The following is a 16,013-nucleotide window of genomic DNA, read 5'->3' as shown; positions in this document are numbered from 1 at the left end:
AATCATTCCTATAAAATCTAAGCTTTAAAGAATTTCGTAAATTATAGAAACATTTAAAATTATCCCTTTTATGGAAGATGTATTGGCTTTAAAGACGAAGAATGTTGCCGGGAATATTAGGAAAATTAGAGAATACAGAGACTATACTCAAGATTATCTGGCAGCGAAATTAAAAATATCTCAAAATGCTTATAGTAAAATTGAGTTAGGCTACAGTAAATTAACTATCGATCGTTTATTTCAAATAGCCGCAATTTTAGAGGTTGAGGTAACACACTTACTTACTTTAAATCACAATGATTTAATTAAAATTATTGCTGAAGATGAAAGTAGAACAGCAGCGGCGAGTTAATTTACTCTCCGCTGTTGATATCATTTTTTCTGCCCTGCATATATTTCCAATATCTTTGAGAAAATTTAGCTATGCAGTTGTCTATCCAAAAAACCATCGACTTTGTTAAAGAAACTTTAGCCCATGCCGAAGCAGGCCATGATTGGTTTCATATTGAACGTGTTTTCAAAACCGCTCAAAATATTAATCAAAAGGAGAATGGCAATCAACTTGTTGTAGCTTTTGCTGCACTACTGCATGATATTGCCGATCCAAAATTTAATAATGGAGATGAAACCTTGGGGCCGAATATGGCTGCAGCTTTCCTTGAATCTATTCCGGTTGACCAGGAAATTATTGACCATGTAAAACTGATCATTCAAAACATGTCATTCAAAAATAGTTTTGATCAGAACACTTTTACATCGAAAGAAATGCAAATTGTTCAGGATGCGGATCGGTTAGATGCTATAGGTGCAATAGGGATTGCAAGGGCTTTTACCTATGGTGGCTTTAAAAACCGTGTGTTATATGATCCTGCGATTAAACCAGAACAACACTTAAATAAAGAAAGTTATAAAAACACTACTGCTCCAACCATTAATCATTTCTACGAGAAATTATTACTCCTGAAAGATATGATGAATACAGAAGCAGGTAAAGCTATTGCGGAAGAAAGGCACCATTTTATGGAGCAATATCTGGATCATTTTTATAAAGAGTGGGAGGGCAATTAATTCAAAATGTATAAAATACCGTAATATTACGGTATAAAATACTTACAAGTAAGTATTTGATCGGACTTAGTCTGCGTTTAATTTAGTAGCAGATTAACGTCATGAACTCCTTTCAATTAAAATATCATAAATGTAGGGTGCTTATCGCAGCATTTATCGGCGTGCCACTTATCGGTGCGCTAACGATGCTGACTATTTTGTTTTGTTTACCCATCGACACGCCAATCTGGACAATTACCGTATTAATTTTATCATTTTTATCCTTAATGATTTTGACCTTAAGATGGGTAATTAAAACGCAGATTTTTGTAACCTGCGATGTTAATATTGATAAAAGTGGAATAAGATTCATAATTAAAAATGATAGCTTGTTTTACACCAAAAGAAATCTCTTTTTTACCTGGAAAAGCATTACTTCAATTGAGGAAAAATTCAATAATCAAAACGGAGATTATTATTATGCTGTCAGGTTTAACGAACCCTCTTTTAGCGCTAATTTTAGTATGAAAGAGCAACACGAAGAGGAAGCAGAGGCCTTTTTTAAACAATTGCGTTACTTTCAGGATAATCAGTATCAAGAAATCCATCACTTATCGAAACCTTTTAAAATTGGTCGCAAAAATATTTTAGCAACCAGTTAATTGTCACTCCTTAAAAGAGTAAACTATTGAGCAATATTTACTAATATATTTAGTTTTAAAGCTATATTTGTTAGTAAATACTTGCCTATGTCATTCGATCGAATTCGTGAAAAGTTAAATATTCTTGCTGATGCTGCTAAATATGATGTTTCATGTTCATCAAGTGGTGGCACAAGAAAAAATGATAACAAAGGCCTTGGAGATAGTCATTCTTCAGGCATTTGCCATACCTATACAGAAGATGGCCGCTGTGTTTCTCTCCTTAAAATATTGCTCACCAACCATTGCATTTACGATTGTCTTTTCTGTGTTTCCAGAAAAAGCAATGATGTAAAGCGGGCTGCATTTACTGTTGATGAAGTAGTAGAACTCACCATGAACTTTTACCGACGGAATTATATTGAGGGATTGTTTCTAAGTTCTGGAATTTTCAAGAACGCTGATTTTACGATGGAGCGTTTACTTTTGGTTTGTAAAAAACTGCGTTTAGAGCAAAACTATAATGGCTATATTCACTTGAAAACCATTCCCGGCGCAAGTGATGAATTAATAAAAGAAGCAGGACTTTATGCCGATCGAATGAGCATCAATTTGGAGATGCCAACTGAAGCGGGTTTAAAACTTTTAGCACCAGAGAAGAACCATGCGGATGTCATCAAACCATTAGACTTTGTTCAAAAAAATATTGCGCAGTTTTCTGCTGACAAAAAGTTGATTAAACATGTTCCAAAATTTGTTCCTGCAGGACAGAGTACACAGATGGTTATTGGCGCTACGCCAGAAAGCGATAAAGACATCATGTATACTGCGAATGCTTTTTACAAAAACTTTTCGCTAAAGAGGGTTTATTATTCTGGTTATGTTCCCATTAGCGACGATACTAGAATGCCGGTTTTAGGTACCCAGCCACCACTCCTTCGGGAGAACAGGTTGTATCAAACGGATTGGCTTATGCGTTTTTATGGCTTTAAGGTTCAGGAGATTTTAAATGATGCCAATCCAAATCTCGATATTGATATAGACCCCAAATTAAGCTGGGCAATCAGAAATATGCAACATTTTCCGGTGGATATTAATAAAGCCGATTACAAAATGATTTTGCGCATTCCGGGTATAGGTGTAATGTCTGCCCAAAAAATTGTTCAGGCCCGTAAGTTTGGTAAATTAAGGATTGATCAGTTGAAAAAAATTGGTGTGGCTTATAACCGGGCAAAACATTTTATTACTTGCGCTGATAGTCCTTATCAACTGAAAGATTATCAGGGCACTCAAATTAAGGCCTTTATTTTGGCGGATAGTCAGAGTAAATATTTGAAAACGGATAGCAATCAATTGATTTTATTTTAAATGATTTACATTTTCGATGGATCTTTAACCGGTTTGTTAACTGCGGTATTTGAATGGTTTGAAAGGAAACCTGGATTTACCACTTTAAAATCGATGATGCTTTATCAACCGGAGGCTTTCAGTGAAAACCTGATCGTTACAACTGACCAGGAGAAAGCCGACAGGGTTTGGGCTGGACTTCAGAAAAAACTAAAAAAAGATTGGCTACGAAAATTTTACTGCACTTATTTATCAGAAATACCTGAAGCATACGATCACTTGTTTCAGTTTACCATCTATATTTTTCAAAATGAAACCGGTGCTGCGTCCAATTATGGAAATGATCATGTAATGGCTTTATCGAAATATGCAAAAAGTGTAGAACGCGAAAAACATCGCATGGAGGCGTTTATTCGCTTTCAAAAAACTGGCGACGGCATGTTTTACGCCTCAGTTGATCCAGACTTTAATGTTTTGCCTTTAATCAGCAATCATTTTAAAAACCGCTATGCGGATCAGGAATGGATTATTTATGATTTGAAAAGAAAATATGGTTTACATTATAATTTAAAAACGGTGGAAGAAATCACCATCGATTTTGCATCAGAAGTCAATCAGAAAAATCCTGGATTAATATTAATGGATGAAAAAGAAGAATTATATTCTCTGCTTTGGAAAGATTATTTCAAAAGTGCCAACATTGTTGCCCGTAAAAACACTAAACTCCATGTTAAACACGTACCCAAAAGATATTGGAAATATTTAACTGAAAAGCAATTGGGTTAAAATAATTGATTAATTTGGTGTAAAATAGTTACAAATGTATTTACGCTATATCCTGTTTTTCCTTCTCTCTTTCACCTTAAGTAGTTCAATTGCTCAAATTGCTGGAACCTATATTTATTCGGCTGGTGTAGATGCCGGCACAAGAACATTATCGTTCAAAGGATCAAATTTTTCAGATAAATCTACCGGACACATGTCCGGAAAATATGGCGAAGGTTCCTATTCCTTAAAAAACAATCGGTTGTATTTAAATTATCATGCCTTAAAAGACAAGGACTCCTCCATTTATAAAATTGATATAAGCAATAACCCATCGAATTTTACTCGTATTTATATCCAGGCATTTGAAGAAAAAAATCCTGTAAATGGCGCTGGAGTTACCATGAGGGATAAAAATTTCGACGTATTATTTTCTGTAACCACCGTGGTGAATGGGATAGCAGATTTAACCATTAGAAAACATGCTGATATACATTATATCACGATTGACTTTATTGGACTGAATTCCGTAACCATTCCGTTTGATAAGCTCAAAAATAAATCGAGTAATGTTTTTGTAGATTTCAAACCCCAGCTAACAATGTTAGAAACGAAAAGAACAGACGTTTACAAGGTTTTAAATTTATTTCCAGAAAAGCTAATCTTATCTGATCTAAATGGAACTGAGTTGGTATTTAAAAGAGCAGAATAGCCCGTATAAAACGATGCTGTTAACATTCCATTAACATAAAAAGCTTTAAATTGCACCATGAAATTAAGTGTGCTGGTTTTAATTACAGCTCTTGCTGTTGCGCTTTCCATCGGGATGGTAAACTTTTATTTTGAACGCAGCTGGTATTATTTTGGAATTTCATTTGGTGTTTCCTTCCTGTGCAGCTTTCTGGTTTTCTATTATCTGCTGGAAAAATACATCTACAATAAAATTAAACTGATTTATAAACTCATCCATAATCTCAAGCTTGGAAAAGATTTGAAAGATGCGCTTGGAGAATATGTAAGTTCCGATCCGATTAATGATGTAGAACAAGAAGTTAAAGAATGGGCCGGTGCTAAAAAACGGGAAATCGATTTACTGAAAAAGCAGGAACAGTTTCGCCGGGAGTTTTTGTCTAACGTATCACACGAGTTTAAAACACCACTTTTTGCCATCCAGGGCTATATCGAAACTTTGCAGGATTGTATTGTAGATGATCCGGATATGGCCGTAAAATTCTTGAAAAAAGCAGAAAATAATGTGGAGCGTTTGAGCTATCTGATCAATGATTTAGATGCCATTTCGAAGTTGGAAACAGGAGAAGCGCCTATCCATTATCAGAAGTTTGATTTCGTTACGCTTGCCAAAGAGGTAATGGAAAACCTCGAAGACAGGGCAAAAGCCAAACACATCAAACTTTTTTTTAAAGATAAATATACGGCTGTAACCATGGTTAATGCCGACCGCGAAAAAATCCGGCAGGTGCTAATTAACCTGATTGTAAATAGCATTAAATACGGCATTGAACACGGCGAAACAGCCATTAAAATTTTCGAACTTCATGATCAATTCCTGATTGAGGTAACCGATAATGGAATCGGCATTGAAGAGAAACATTTACTGCGGTTATTTGAGCGTTTCTATCGCATTGATACGCACCGGGCGAGAGAAGTAGGTGGAACTGGTTTAGGTTTGGCCATTGTAAAGCATATTTTGGAAGCTCACCAACAGACTATTTCTGTAAGAAGCACTCCAGGTATAGGAACAACTTTCGCTTTTACGCTCCAAAAGATTGGGTAGCAAACCCAAACACTCTGAATAAACGCATCTTAAAGCATTTCATGCGGGTTTTTCAATTCAATTGTAAACATTGAAACAAAACGTGCCAATTTGTCACTTTTAATTTTATTTGTGTATTTTTGCAATCCCCAAAATCTTTTTAAGAATGATTGATTTACAAGTACAGGATAAAACGCATGACGAGACGAGACAAGGCGAAGCGTTGATTTTAGATACGCCTGTTAAAGCCGATGCCCGCAAATTATACATCGAAAGTTATGGTTGTGCAATGAACTTCGCTGATAGTGAAATTGTTGCTTCTATCCTTTCGGAAACAGGTTTCGAAACCACCGGCGATTATCACCAGGCCGATGTTATTTTCATCAATACTTGTTCTATCCGTGAAAACGCAGAAACCAGGGTAAGAAATCGTTTATCTCAGTTTGGTGTTGAAAAACGCCGCAACCCTAAATTAATTGTTGGGGTTTTGGGTTGTATGGCTGAGCGATTGAAATCTAAATTTTTAGAAGAAGAACGTTTGGTTGATGTAGTGGTTGGTCCTGATGCTTACCGCGATTTACCTAACTTAATTGAGCAGGTTGAGAGCGGACACAAAGCCGTGAATGTACTGTTATCCCGTGAGGAAACTTATGCAGACATCAGTCCGGTTAGGTTAAACAGTAACGGCATCACTGCCTTTATTTCGATTACCCGCGGATGTAACAACATGTGTTCATTCTGTGTGGTGCCTTTTACCCGCGGTCGTGAGCGTAGCCGCGATGCACACTCCATCATCGAAGAAGCAAAAACACTTTTCGAAGCTGGTTACAGGGAAGTTACGCTGCTGGGTCAAAATGTGGATTCATATACCTGGACTTCAGAAGACGGAACAGAAACTGTAAATTTTGCACAGTTATTGGAACAAACAGCATTGGTTAATCCAGATTTAAGGGTTCGTTTTTCTACGTCGCACCCTAAAGATATTACCGATGAAGTTTTACATACTATTGCCAAATACGACAACATTTGTAATTATATTCACTTACCCGTTCAATCTGGTAATACCCGGGTATTGGAGTTGATGAACAGAACTTATACCCGTGAGTGGTACATTAACCGCATTGATGCGATTAGAAATATTATTCCTGGCTGTGCCATTTCAACGGATATTATTGCTGGTTTCTGTACTGAAACGGAGGAAGAACATGAGCAAACGCTGAGCATGATGGATTATGTACAATACGATTTCGCTTATAACTTCACCTATTCGGAAAGACCAGGAACTTTAGCTGCTCGTAAACTGGCTGATGACATCCCTGAAGATGTGAAGAAACGCCGTTTAGCAGAAATTTTAGCTAAACAACAAGCACATTCGTTAATGCGATTGCAGGAATGGGTGGGTAAAACGGTTCGGGTATTGATTGAAGGCACTTCAAAAAAATCTGATTTGGATTATTGCGGACGTGGCGATAGTGGTGCAATGGCTATTTTTCCGGCTATTGATGGTGTAAAACCAGGCCAATATGCTAATGTGTATATCGAAAGATGTACTTCAGCAACGCTGATTGGCAAAATAGTTTGATAATAGTTACATGTTATCGGTTGCGGGCTACATGACTGAATGCCAAATTTTTAATACACCGAAACTGGTCACACAATAAAAAATAAAAGTTAATGATTAAATCATAAGAAACATGTTATAAAGCATGACCATCAACTTTTAACCTTTAACTTTCAACCATTAAAGAATGGATACACAAAATATTAAACAACGGTTCGGCATTATTGGCAATTCGCCTTTGCTTAATCGTGCTATAGATATTGCAAGCCAGGTGGCACCAACGGATATGTCGGTGCTTATTACGGGTGAAAGTGGAAGTGGTAAAGAGGTTTTTTCTCAGATCATTCACCAGATGAGCGCTCGTAAACATGGCGCATTTATCGCTGTAAACTGTGGTGCTATCCCTGAAGGAACGATAGATTCTGAACTATTCGGACACGAGAAAGGCTCTTTCACCGGTGCGCATGAAGCCCGCAAAGGTTATTTTGAAGTGGCCAATGGCGGAACAATTTTCCTTGATGAAGTTGCTGAATTGCCGCTGGGCACTCAGGCCAGGTTGCTAAGGATTCTGGAAAGTGGCGAATATCTTCGTGTAGGTTCATCAAAAGTTCAAAAAACTGATGTGCGGATTATTGCAGCCACCAACGTAGATGTTTACAATCGTGTTAAAAACGGAAAGTTTCGTGAAGACTTATACTACAGATTAAACACGGTTCCACTGCGTATTCCAGCCCTGCAAGAACGTAAGGAAGATATTTATTTATTGTTTAGAAAATTTGCTGCCGATTTTAGCGATAAATATCGCAGCCCGGCTTTACATTTAGAGCCTGATGCAGTAAATATTTTAACTAACTACAGCTGGCCGGGAAATGTTCGTCAGCTGAAAAATATTGCCGAGCAAATTTGTGTACTGGAAAAAGATAGAAATGTTACCGGTCAGGCCATTTTAAATTACATTCCTAACGAAGCCGGAAGCAATTTACCTATGGCAATTAATGCCCAATCAAAAGAAGATTTCACAGAAAGAGATATCTTATATAAGGTACTTTTCGATATGAAAAAAGATATGGTTGAGCTTAAAAAATTAGTAGCGGAGATTATTCAACACGGCGGAAATACAGCAACCGTTTTAGCCGATAATCCTCAATACATCAACCAGCTATATAGAGATGTGGAGCTACCTTCGGGTCACGAGCATGCTTTTACCATTCAGCAGCCTTCACCAAGCAGCAACAACAACGGCAATAACGGAGATTACTTCGCCCATGAAGCAGAAGAAGTTGAAGAATCTCTATCGCTGGTGGATAAGGAATCTGATCTGATCAAAAAAGCCCTAAAAAAACACAAAGGCAAACGCAAGTTTGCTGCTCAGGAATTGGGCATTTCAGAAAGAACCCTGTACAGAAAAATCAAGGAATTGAATTTATAATATTGCCAAAATATTCAGTTAATGAAAATCAAAATATTAGCATTTATACTGATTGCTGCTTTTACTTCTTGTTCCTACAAGTTTAGTGGTGCATCAACCGAAGGCTTAAAAACCGTAATTGTGCGTACATTTGAAAACAATGCGCCATTGGTGGTTCCAAACTTAAACAACCAGCTTACCGAGGCATTAAAAACAAGGATTCGTAATCAAACCAACTTAAGCGTATCTACTACTGAAGCAGATGCCGTTTTCGAAGGCAGAATTACAGGCTATGATATTAAACCAGTTGCATTACAATCGAGTGCTACACCAACTGCAGGCGCAAACCGTTTAACCGTTACCGTTTCGATTAAATACACCAATAATGTTGCAGGAAAGGAGAAGGAAAGCTTTGATGAAAGTTTTACGAAGTTTTTTGATTTCCCACTAAATGGAGCATCCATTCAGGCGGCATTGCCTAATGCGCTCGATCAAATTAATAAACAATTAACGGAAGATATCTTCAACAGGGCCTTTGCACAGTGGTAAATATCTAATTACACATCACAATCTTTTCTCAAAAACCGCCTACAATTTTTAACTTAGCGACAAACCTTAAACATGGACCACAAACAGCTACTTGCAGATTTACTTGCACAACCCGGAAAGGTTGGAGCTGCACATGTACCCATGTTGAAAGAAATGGCCGAACAATTTCCTTATGCCCAGCCGATTCATTTGTTGCTGGCAAAAGCTGAATCGTCATTAATTCCAAAAGCAGCACTTTACACGCAAGGAAACACCTTGTTTCACATTTTAAATATTGTTGCGGTAGAAGCTTCACCGGAAGATGCTGAAACAGAGGAAATCTTTTTAGCTGAAACGGAAATTGCTCCAGATAACGACCTTTTACAAGAAACGGAACAAGAGCATAAAGTTGAACCGGTTGAGGTAGAAACACCAATCCATTTACCGGGAGCAGATCAACTTCTGGATTTACCTGCCGATGAAAATAATTTTATCGAAAGTGTTGCCGCGGTAGACTTCTTTGCGTTTGAAAAGAAATTAAGCACCGATGTTGTTCCTGAGGCACCACATATTGAAACCGTTATTCCTGATGAACCAGAAATTCACCGTGTTTCTAAATACGACGATGATCAGTTGCCTTATACCTTTTTATGGTGGCTGGCTAAAACCAGAAAAGAACACGAACAAATATTTCAGCCTTATGCGCAGCCCAGGCCGAATGTAGCTAAACAACAGCAGGAAGTTAGTAAACAACAAGATAGCGCAGCCTTCCAGCAACAGTATGTAGAGCATATTTTTCATATTCAAACACCTTTTGAAGTAGCGGATCATTTAGCAGAATACCCTGCTCCGGAGGTAAAAGATGCAAAGGGCGCAGAAATTATCGAGAAATTCTTAAAAGAAGATCCTACAATTAAGCCACCAAAACCAGAGCAAATTGATACCGAGAATAAAGCAAAGAAGAGTGCTGAAGATCACTACGACCTGGTTTCGGAAACCTTAGCTAAAATTTACATCGAGCAAATGCTTTATCACAAAGCCATAGATACTTATAAAAAATTAAGTTTGAAATATCCAGAAAAAAGTGGTTACTTTGCCGACCTTATCCAATCCATAGAAAAGAAATTTTAAAATATAATATTACGATGGTAACCTTTTTAATCATTTTATTAATTGTTGTGTGTATAGCTTTAGGCTTATTTGTATTGATACAAAATCCTAAAGGTGGTGGTTTAGCAACAGGCGGTGGCACAAGCAACATGTTTGGTGTGCAACGTACGGGCGATGTTTTAGAAAAAGGATCGTGGGTTTTATTGGCTGCAATTGTTATTTTAACCTTAGGTATCACTACAATTACCAAAAACGGTGGTGGCGCTACAGCTGTTGGAAACTCAGCTATCCAGGAACGTTTAGATAAAACACCTTCTCCATCTCCACTTGGCGGATCGTTAAACAATACTGCTCCGGCTAAGCCTGCAACTACTGATACAACTAAAAAATAATTTAATGCTTTTTTAGCATGATAAAAGCTTTCCTCAAAAGGGAAAGCTTTTTTTTGTATCTGATATTTTATATTGAACAGCCCTTTTAATAAAAAAAATAAAATAATTTAAAGTAAAACTAGATCTCATCCGTCTACTGATTTATATCCTAATAAATAAGTGCCTACAAACGAATCCCAAAATATTATTTCCACTGTTTCCAGTTATGGAAAACGCCTGTTCAGTTTCATTCGGGGGCGAGTGAATACTGATGAGGACGCGGAAGATATTTTGCAGGATGTTTGGTATCAGCTGAGTAATCAGCCGGAAGCGGGCGCTATTGAGCAAATAAGCGGATGGCTTTATCGCGTTGCGAGAAATAAAATTACCGATAAGTATAGAAAGCAAAAAGAAGAGCACCTGGAGGATTTTACTTTTGAAGGTGATGACGGGGAAATCAACTTTAAGGAAATTTTGTTAGCCGATGCGTATTCACCCGAACAGGAAGGCTTGAAAAAACTTTTTTGGGACCAGTTATTTTTAGCCCTGGAAGAACTGCCGGAGAATCAACGTTATGTTTTTATTCAAAATGAACTGGAAGAAAGAACATTTCAGGAACTGGCGGATGAAACGGGCGAAAATATAAAAACATTAATATCAAGAAAGGGTTATGCGGTAAAACATCTGCGTAGCCGTTTACAAAATTTATATCAAGAATTTATTAACTATTAATTGAATAGGAAATGAGAAACAGGAAATTTAGTAAAGGCAAGAAATTCATTTTTTTTATACCTGTTGTCGCCGCTATTGCAGCGGCCTTAGGGTACATTGTGATGTTTTTGTGGAACTGGATTTTACCAGAGGTTGTTGGTGCCGGTAAATTAAACTTTTGGCAAGCCTTGGGTTTGCTGGTGCTTTGCCGGTTGCTATTCGGAAATTTTAACAAGGGCGGTGGCCATAATCGCTTTAGAGAAAAAGCAAGAGAAATGCGTTCCAAATGGGATGGCATGAATGAAGAAGAAAGGGCGAAGTTCAAAGAAGAATACAGACGCAGATGTGGCGGATGGGGACATCGAAACAAGGAATAATTTGGAGCCGGCAGAAACGCCGGCTTTTTTTGTTTAATCTCTCGCTCGTTTTAAAATGTTGATTTAGAGACAAATCCTCTATTGAAAAATCAATCTATAAATATTTCAAATTTTTTAAAGTAAAAATAAATCTGTTCCGTCTACCCTATTAAATTACAAGAAATAATAAAAATGAAACAGATATTAAAAACTATAGCATTCGGAATCGTACTTGGTACAGCGGTATTCTTTGTGCCCTTTATATTCAAGTTTATATTAGCCGCAATGGTAATTGGATTTACGTTCAGAATGATTTTCAAAGGACGTCGTCGTCATTTTGTGAATCGCTTTGAAGGCTTCGATTCGAATTATTCACCAATCGTTCCCATTGACAATCAATGGTATAAACCATCAGTACAAAGTAACGGACAGGTTAACAACATCAACATTAATTACTAAGCGATGAGAGCATTCAGAATATTACTGGCTTTGGCCATTGCAGGTGCAACTTTTTACAGTCTAAATGTACTGGCTATGAGAAATGGATACCCAGACAGACTTGACTTCAAGAATAAACATTATCACGAAGGAAATTGTGAATCACAGCATCGGAATCATGGTTTTAGTCATCACAACAGCAAACCAATTGATACGGTTATTACACCATAGTTAAAACAGATAAGCACATGTCGCAGGTTTTAGTTTTAAGCAGCCCTTCTCAACAAGATGTTGATCCGATTTTAGGATTTGCAAGTGAATTAATCACTCAGGGAGAAAAAGTTACTTTCTTTAGTTCGGATGAATTCAAAGCATCGATCCAAAACATCGGCGCCGATTTTAAAGCGTATAATCAGGATTTAAACATTTTTAAAGCGGATGAGCAGGACGATAAAAAACCAAAATCTGGATTGATTAGTGCGCTATTGGAACCAATGAAATTTATTGATGATATCGTGGTTCAGATTAGGGGTTTGAAATTCGACTATGCTGTTTTTTCTCCCTCCTATCCATACGCCAGCATCATCACACAATTGCTGGGAATTTCGAGAACCCAGCAAATGATCTCGAATTAAAAAATTAAATATTATAAAAATGTATAACGAAAATAGATGCCATACAGGCAAAGAATGTGGACCACGAGGTGGAAAATTTGGAAGACACCATCACGGCAGGTTCGCCCACCATGCGCATGAAATGTTAGGAAAAGGTTTCAGACGTGTTCCTGCAAACATCGAAGAAACAGATGAAAACTACATCATTCATCTTTTTGCCCCAGCTTTAGAAAAGGAATTTTTAAAGGTAGTAACGAAGGATGATGTGCTCAGCATAGCTTACACTCCGAATGAAGAACGAGATGCTACACAGAAATTCAGCAGAAGGGAATATAGCAACGGCGCTTTTGAAAGAGCCTTTGCCCTAAACGGAAAAGTGCTTACCGAAAGCATTTCGGCAAAATATGCTGATGGAATTTTGAAGGTTACACTTCCTAAAAATCCCGAAACCAATGTGCCGGCGAAAGATATTGCGGTAAACTAAGTTTCGTCTATTATAATTTCAACGGCCCTGATTGTTTATACAATTCGGGCTTATTTATTTTAGATTTTTACCAATGATAAAAATTTAATCTTTAGGCTTTCATCCAAGCTGTATCTTTGCGTACCGGCCGACAAATTGTGGCAGCCCTTTTGCTTAACACAGCTAAACACACAAAATGAAAAAAATAAATATTTTAACGTCATCCCTGGCATTGATATTATTTGCAAACCTGAACGCGAATGCTCAAATTAAATTGAGCGACATTTTTAAGAAAGTAACGGAGAAGCAAGGTACTACTACCGCCACGGGCACTCCAACCACTTTCGAAATTGGGCAGGGAATTAAAGAGGCTTTACAAATTGGCGTTTCAGCAGGTGCCGACCGGTTATCAGTAAAAGATGGTTTTTTGGGTAATTTAGCTGTTAAAATTTTAATGCCTCCGGAAGCACAAAAAGTGGAAAAAACTTTACGTGGCATAGGTTTGAATAAGCTTTGCGATAATGTGATTACCAGTTTAAACCGTGCTGCTGAAGATGCGGCTACTGAAGCAAAACCAATTTTCATATCAGCGATTAAACAGATGACACTGGCTGATGCAACCAACATCCTTCTAGGAAATAATGATGCGGCCACAGCTTATTTTAAACGGGTAACTACTTCTGAATTGATGCAAAAATTTAGTCCGATAGTAACAACTAGCCTGAATAAAGTGAATGCAACGAAATATTATAGCGATTTAACTTCGCAGTATAACCGTTTGCCTTTGGTAAAACCTGTAAATACAAATCTTACTGAATATGTAACGCAAAAGGCAATTGACGGATTATTTATTGAGGTGGCGAAAGAGGAACTCAAAATCAGAGGAAATTTAAATTCGCGTAGTACAACTTTGCTGCAAAAAGTGTTTGGTTATGCCGATAAGAAAAAAAGTTAAGTCTGAATAAAATCATAAAAATTAGAAGATCTGGGTTTTGAAAAGCCCGGATCTTCTTTGTTTAAAAACAATTCGTAAAATTGCACATGACTAAATTGTATTTCCGTATTGCAGTGGCGATGTTACTATGCGTATCAGTTTTTGTTTCCTGCAATTCTAACAACAACGATCAAGCTAAATCAAGTGCGATGTTGGATACTGTTTCTTTGAGCGGTAAAAGTTTTGCACTTGCTTACCAGGATGGGAACAAAATTGTAGCAACAAGCATCGACACCATGAAACAAATTTCATTTGGTGGCGCTACAGATCCATCGATATCTCCAGATGGAAACAAACTGGCCTATACCGTTAGCGATAGTACCGGGAACAGAAGCATTTGGGTAGCAGATATGGAAAATAAAAGTCAGCTGCAGTTACATGCCGATAGTAAAAACTATTATGGCGCAATCTGGTCTGCATATGGTGTTCGTATTGCCTTTAGTGTTTTAAATGAGAAAAGCATCTGGAAAATTGGCCTGATCAAAAATGATAATACCGGTTTTATAATCCTTGATGGCAAATCCAACATCAGCGTAAGTTCTCCAACCTGGAAATCGGCAAATGAAATTGTTGCGCATGATCTGAATAACCTGTATACTTTTAATAATGCCGGAAAAATTATTGATACCAAGCAGTTAAAAGATTTGATCGGAACGAATTACAATATCGCCAGCGATAATATTTTCTTTTATGCTGATCAGGGTAAAACACTCATTTTCAGTGCTTATTTTGGGGCTGGTGTGCCCGAGTTGCATGGAAAGGCGAATGCTGTTTTTGCAATGGATGTAATATCTAAGGTGATAAAACAGATTTCACCAGTTGGACTACATGTTTCGAATCTTTTTGTTACTGCAGATGATCGGGTTTTCTTCAGCGGATCTGAAAAACCATTTACACAAAGCCGAATTTATGCTTCTGATTTAAAAGGCAAAATTAAAATTTTGGTAGATAAGGGAACAAATCCTACCGCTACGTTGAAATAGTTGTAATTGCATTTCTTTCTGAGTGATAATTGATTTATAAAATTGATATTAACAAGGTTCTCGTGCACTCGCCACTCCAACCTAAACGTCATTGCGAGGAGGCACGACGAAGCAATCTCCATTAAGATGTTTTGCTGAAATGAAATTGCTTCTCCCGATGAAAGATCGGGATCGCAACGACAAAGAATAAGCAGGTCAGTGATCGATAAGAGGATCGCGTTGATTAGCGGCTTTAAAAGATTTCTCGGCTGCGCTCGAAATGACGACCGGTTTAAAAAGTGATTTTCATACGTAAAACCGGGAACAATGCTTTAAAGCACTCGTCATTCCGAGGAGGCACGACGAAGCAATCTCCATTTAGATATTATTTTACTGGAATGAGCAATGGTAGTTTTAAAGAATCTTCCCTGCCAAGCTGGCACCTTCTATTCTTGATTTGTTTGTATTTTGACAGTACAGGTGTAATTTTGTCCCTGAAAACCTATTGGCATAAAAAGTGTTAATTGTAAGCTTAGTTAAAAAACTTAAATCAAAATAAAAAATAATAAAAGTTATGGCGTTAAACCTTAAACCAATTGCTGGCAGTTCGAACAGAGTAATTGTAGAACCAGCTGCCGCAGAAGAGAAAACTGCATCGGGTTTGTATATCCCTGATACCGCTAAAGAAAAACCATCTAAAGGAACTGTAGTTTCAGTTTCTGAAGAAGATGCTGAAGGTAAAAAAGCAAGCGTAAAAGTAGGCGATGTTGTTATTTATGGTAAATACGGTGGCACTGAGTTCCCTTACGAAGGTAAAGACTACTTAATCATGCGTGAAACTGATATTTACGCAGTTGTTGGGTAAAAAAATTAGCAGATGCGATAATTAGTTTATTGGCTAATCGTCAAATCATCATATTATA

21 protein-coding genes are annotated in these 16,013 nt (G+C 37.3%); all 21 read left to right on the top strand.

Going from position 1 to position 16,013, the window contains the following annotated elements:
• Positions 1 to 70: 70 nt before the first annotated feature.
• The 21 genes from R2Q70_RS10690 (at position 71) to groES (ending at position 15,955) form a co-directional block, all read left to right on the top strand.
• On the top strand, positions 71 to 352 hold the full coding sequence (locus R2Q70_RS10690; RefSeq protein WP_010601657.1) for a helix-turn-helix domain-containing protein: 282 nt from the start codon (positions 71 to 73) through the stop codon (positions 350 to 352).
• A gap of 71 nt (positions 353 to 423) precedes the next feature.
• Positions 424 to 1,068, top strand: a complete 645-nt coding sequence (locus tag R2Q70_RS10685; protein ID WP_316807581.1) for an HD domain-containing protein — start codon at positions 424 to 426, stop codon at positions 1,066 to 1,068.
• A gap of 101 nt (positions 1,069 to 1,169) precedes the next feature.
• On the top strand, positions 1,170 to 1,709 hold the full coding sequence (locus R2Q70_RS10680) for a hypothetical protein (RefSeq protein WP_316807580.1): 540 nt from the start codon (positions 1,170 to 1,172) through the stop codon (positions 1,707 to 1,709).
• Positions 1,710 to 1,796: 87 nt separating this feature from the next.
• Complete coding sequence (locus R2Q70_RS10675) at positions 1,797 to 3,056, top strand: putative DNA modification/repair radical SAM protein (RefSeq protein ID WP_316807579.1); 1,260 nt, start codon at positions 1,797 to 1,799, stop codon at positions 3,054 to 3,056.
• Complete coding sequence (locus R2Q70_RS10670; protein WP_316807578.1) at positions 3,057 to 3,821, top strand: TIGR03915 family putative DNA repair protein; 765 nt, start codon at positions 3,057 to 3,059, stop codon at positions 3,819 to 3,821. It abuts the gene before it with no gap.
• A 34-nt stretch (positions 3,822 to 3,855) separates the two neighbouring features.
• Entirely contained in the window at positions 3,856 to 4,512 is a 657-nt protein-coding gene (locus R2Q70_RS10665) for a hypothetical protein (RefSeq protein ID WP_316807577.1), read from the top strand.
• Between the two features lie 57 nt (positions 4,513 to 4,569).
• Positions 4,570 to 5,595: a sensor histidine kinase gene (locus R2Q70_RS10660; protein WP_316807576.1), complete on the top strand. Its 1,026-nt coding sequence runs from the start codon at positions 4,570 to 4,572 to the stop codon at positions 5,593 to 5,595.
• Positions 5,596 to 5,740: 145 nt separating this feature from the next.
• Positions 5,741 to 7,156 (top strand): tRNA (N6-isopentenyl adenosine(37)-C2)-methylthiotransferase MiaB, encoded by a 1,416-nt coding sequence (miaB, locus tag R2Q70_RS10655; RefSeq protein WP_316807575.1) that lies wholly within the window; start codon positions 5,741 to 5,743, stop codon positions 7,154 to 7,156.
• 166 nt (positions 7,157 to 7,322) lie between these two features.
• A complete protein-coding gene (locus tag R2Q70_RS10650) occupies positions 7,323 to 8,564 on the top strand; it encodes a sigma-54 interaction domain-containing protein (protein WP_316807574.1) in 1,242 nt (413 codons plus the stop codon).
• 21 nt (positions 8,565 to 8,585) lie between these two features.
• Positions 8,586 to 9,092, top strand: a complete 507-nt coding sequence (locus R2Q70_RS10645; RefSeq protein ID WP_316807573.1) for an LptE family protein — start codon at positions 8,586 to 8,588, stop codon at positions 9,090 to 9,092.
• A 72-nt stretch (positions 9,093 to 9,164) separates the two neighbouring features.
• Entirely contained in the window at positions 9,165 to 10,202 is a 1,038-nt protein-coding gene (locus R2Q70_RS10640; protein WP_316807572.1) for a hypothetical protein, read from the top strand.
• Positions 10,203 to 10,216: 14 nt separating this feature from the next.
• Positions 10,217 to 10,573 (top strand): preprotein translocase subunit SecG, encoded by a 357-nt coding sequence (gene secG, locus R2Q70_RS10635; RefSeq protein ID WP_316807571.1) that lies wholly within the window; start codon positions 10,217 to 10,219, stop codon positions 10,571 to 10,573.
• Between the two features lie 159 nt (positions 10,574 to 10,732).
• Positions 10,733 to 11,284 (top strand): sigma-70 family RNA polymerase sigma factor, encoded by a 552-nt coding sequence (locus R2Q70_RS10630; protein WP_316807570.1) that lies wholly within the window; start codon positions 10,733 to 10,735, stop codon positions 11,282 to 11,284.
• Positions 11,285 to 11,295: 11 nt separating this feature from the next.
• Complete coding sequence (locus tag R2Q70_RS10625) at positions 11,296 to 11,640, top strand: hypothetical protein (RefSeq protein WP_010599236.1); 345 nt, start codon at positions 11,296 to 11,298, stop codon at positions 11,638 to 11,640.
• Between the two features lie 171 nt (positions 11,641 to 11,811).
• On the top strand, positions 11,812 to 12,078 hold the full coding sequence (locus tag R2Q70_RS10620) for a hypothetical protein (protein WP_316807569.1): 267 nt from the start codon (positions 11,812 to 11,814) through the stop codon (positions 12,076 to 12,078).
• 3 nt (positions 12,079 to 12,081) lie between these two features.
• Positions 12,082 to 12,288: a hypothetical protein gene (locus tag R2Q70_RS10615; protein WP_316807568.1), complete on the top strand. Its 207-nt coding sequence runs from the start codon at positions 12,082 to 12,084 to the stop codon at positions 12,286 to 12,288.
• 17 nt (positions 12,289 to 12,305) lie between these two features.
• Positions 12,306 to 12,692, top strand: a complete 387-nt coding sequence (locus tag R2Q70_RS10610; RefSeq protein ID WP_316807567.1) for a hypothetical protein — start codon at positions 12,306 to 12,308, stop codon at positions 12,690 to 12,692.
• Positions 12,693 to 12,711: 19 nt separating this feature from the next.
• On the top strand, positions 12,712 to 13,155 hold the full coding sequence (locus R2Q70_RS10605) for an Hsp20/alpha crystallin family protein (protein ID WP_316807566.1): 444 nt from the start codon (positions 12,712 to 12,714) through the stop codon (positions 13,153 to 13,155).
• Between the two features lie 175 nt (positions 13,156 to 13,330).
• Positions 13,331 to 14,089 (top strand): DUF4197 domain-containing protein, encoded by a 759-nt coding sequence (locus tag R2Q70_RS10600; RefSeq protein WP_316807565.1) that lies wholly within the window; start codon positions 13,331 to 13,333, stop codon positions 14,087 to 14,089.
• Positions 14,090 to 14,175: 86 nt separating this feature from the next.
• Positions 14,176 to 15,111: a hypothetical protein gene (locus tag R2Q70_RS10595; RefSeq protein ID WP_316807564.1), complete on the top strand. Its 936-nt coding sequence runs from the start codon at positions 14,176 to 14,178 to the stop codon at positions 15,109 to 15,111.
• A gap of 553 nt (positions 15,112 to 15,664) precedes the next feature.
• Entirely contained in the window at positions 15,665 to 15,955 is a 291-nt protein-coding gene (gene groES, locus R2Q70_RS10590; protein WP_010599229.1) for a co-chaperone GroES, read from the top strand.
• Positions 15,956 to 16,013 lie beyond the last annotated feature (58 nt).

This window comes from Pedobacter agri (genome assembly GCF_032678665.1).
GTDB classification, from domain to species: Bacteria; Bacteroidota; Bacteroidia; order Sphingobacteriales; family Sphingobacteriaceae; genus Pedobacter; species Pedobacter agri_A.
Note: the sequence above shows the minus strand (reverse complement) of the source record. Positions and strands in the feature narration are given on the sequence as shown.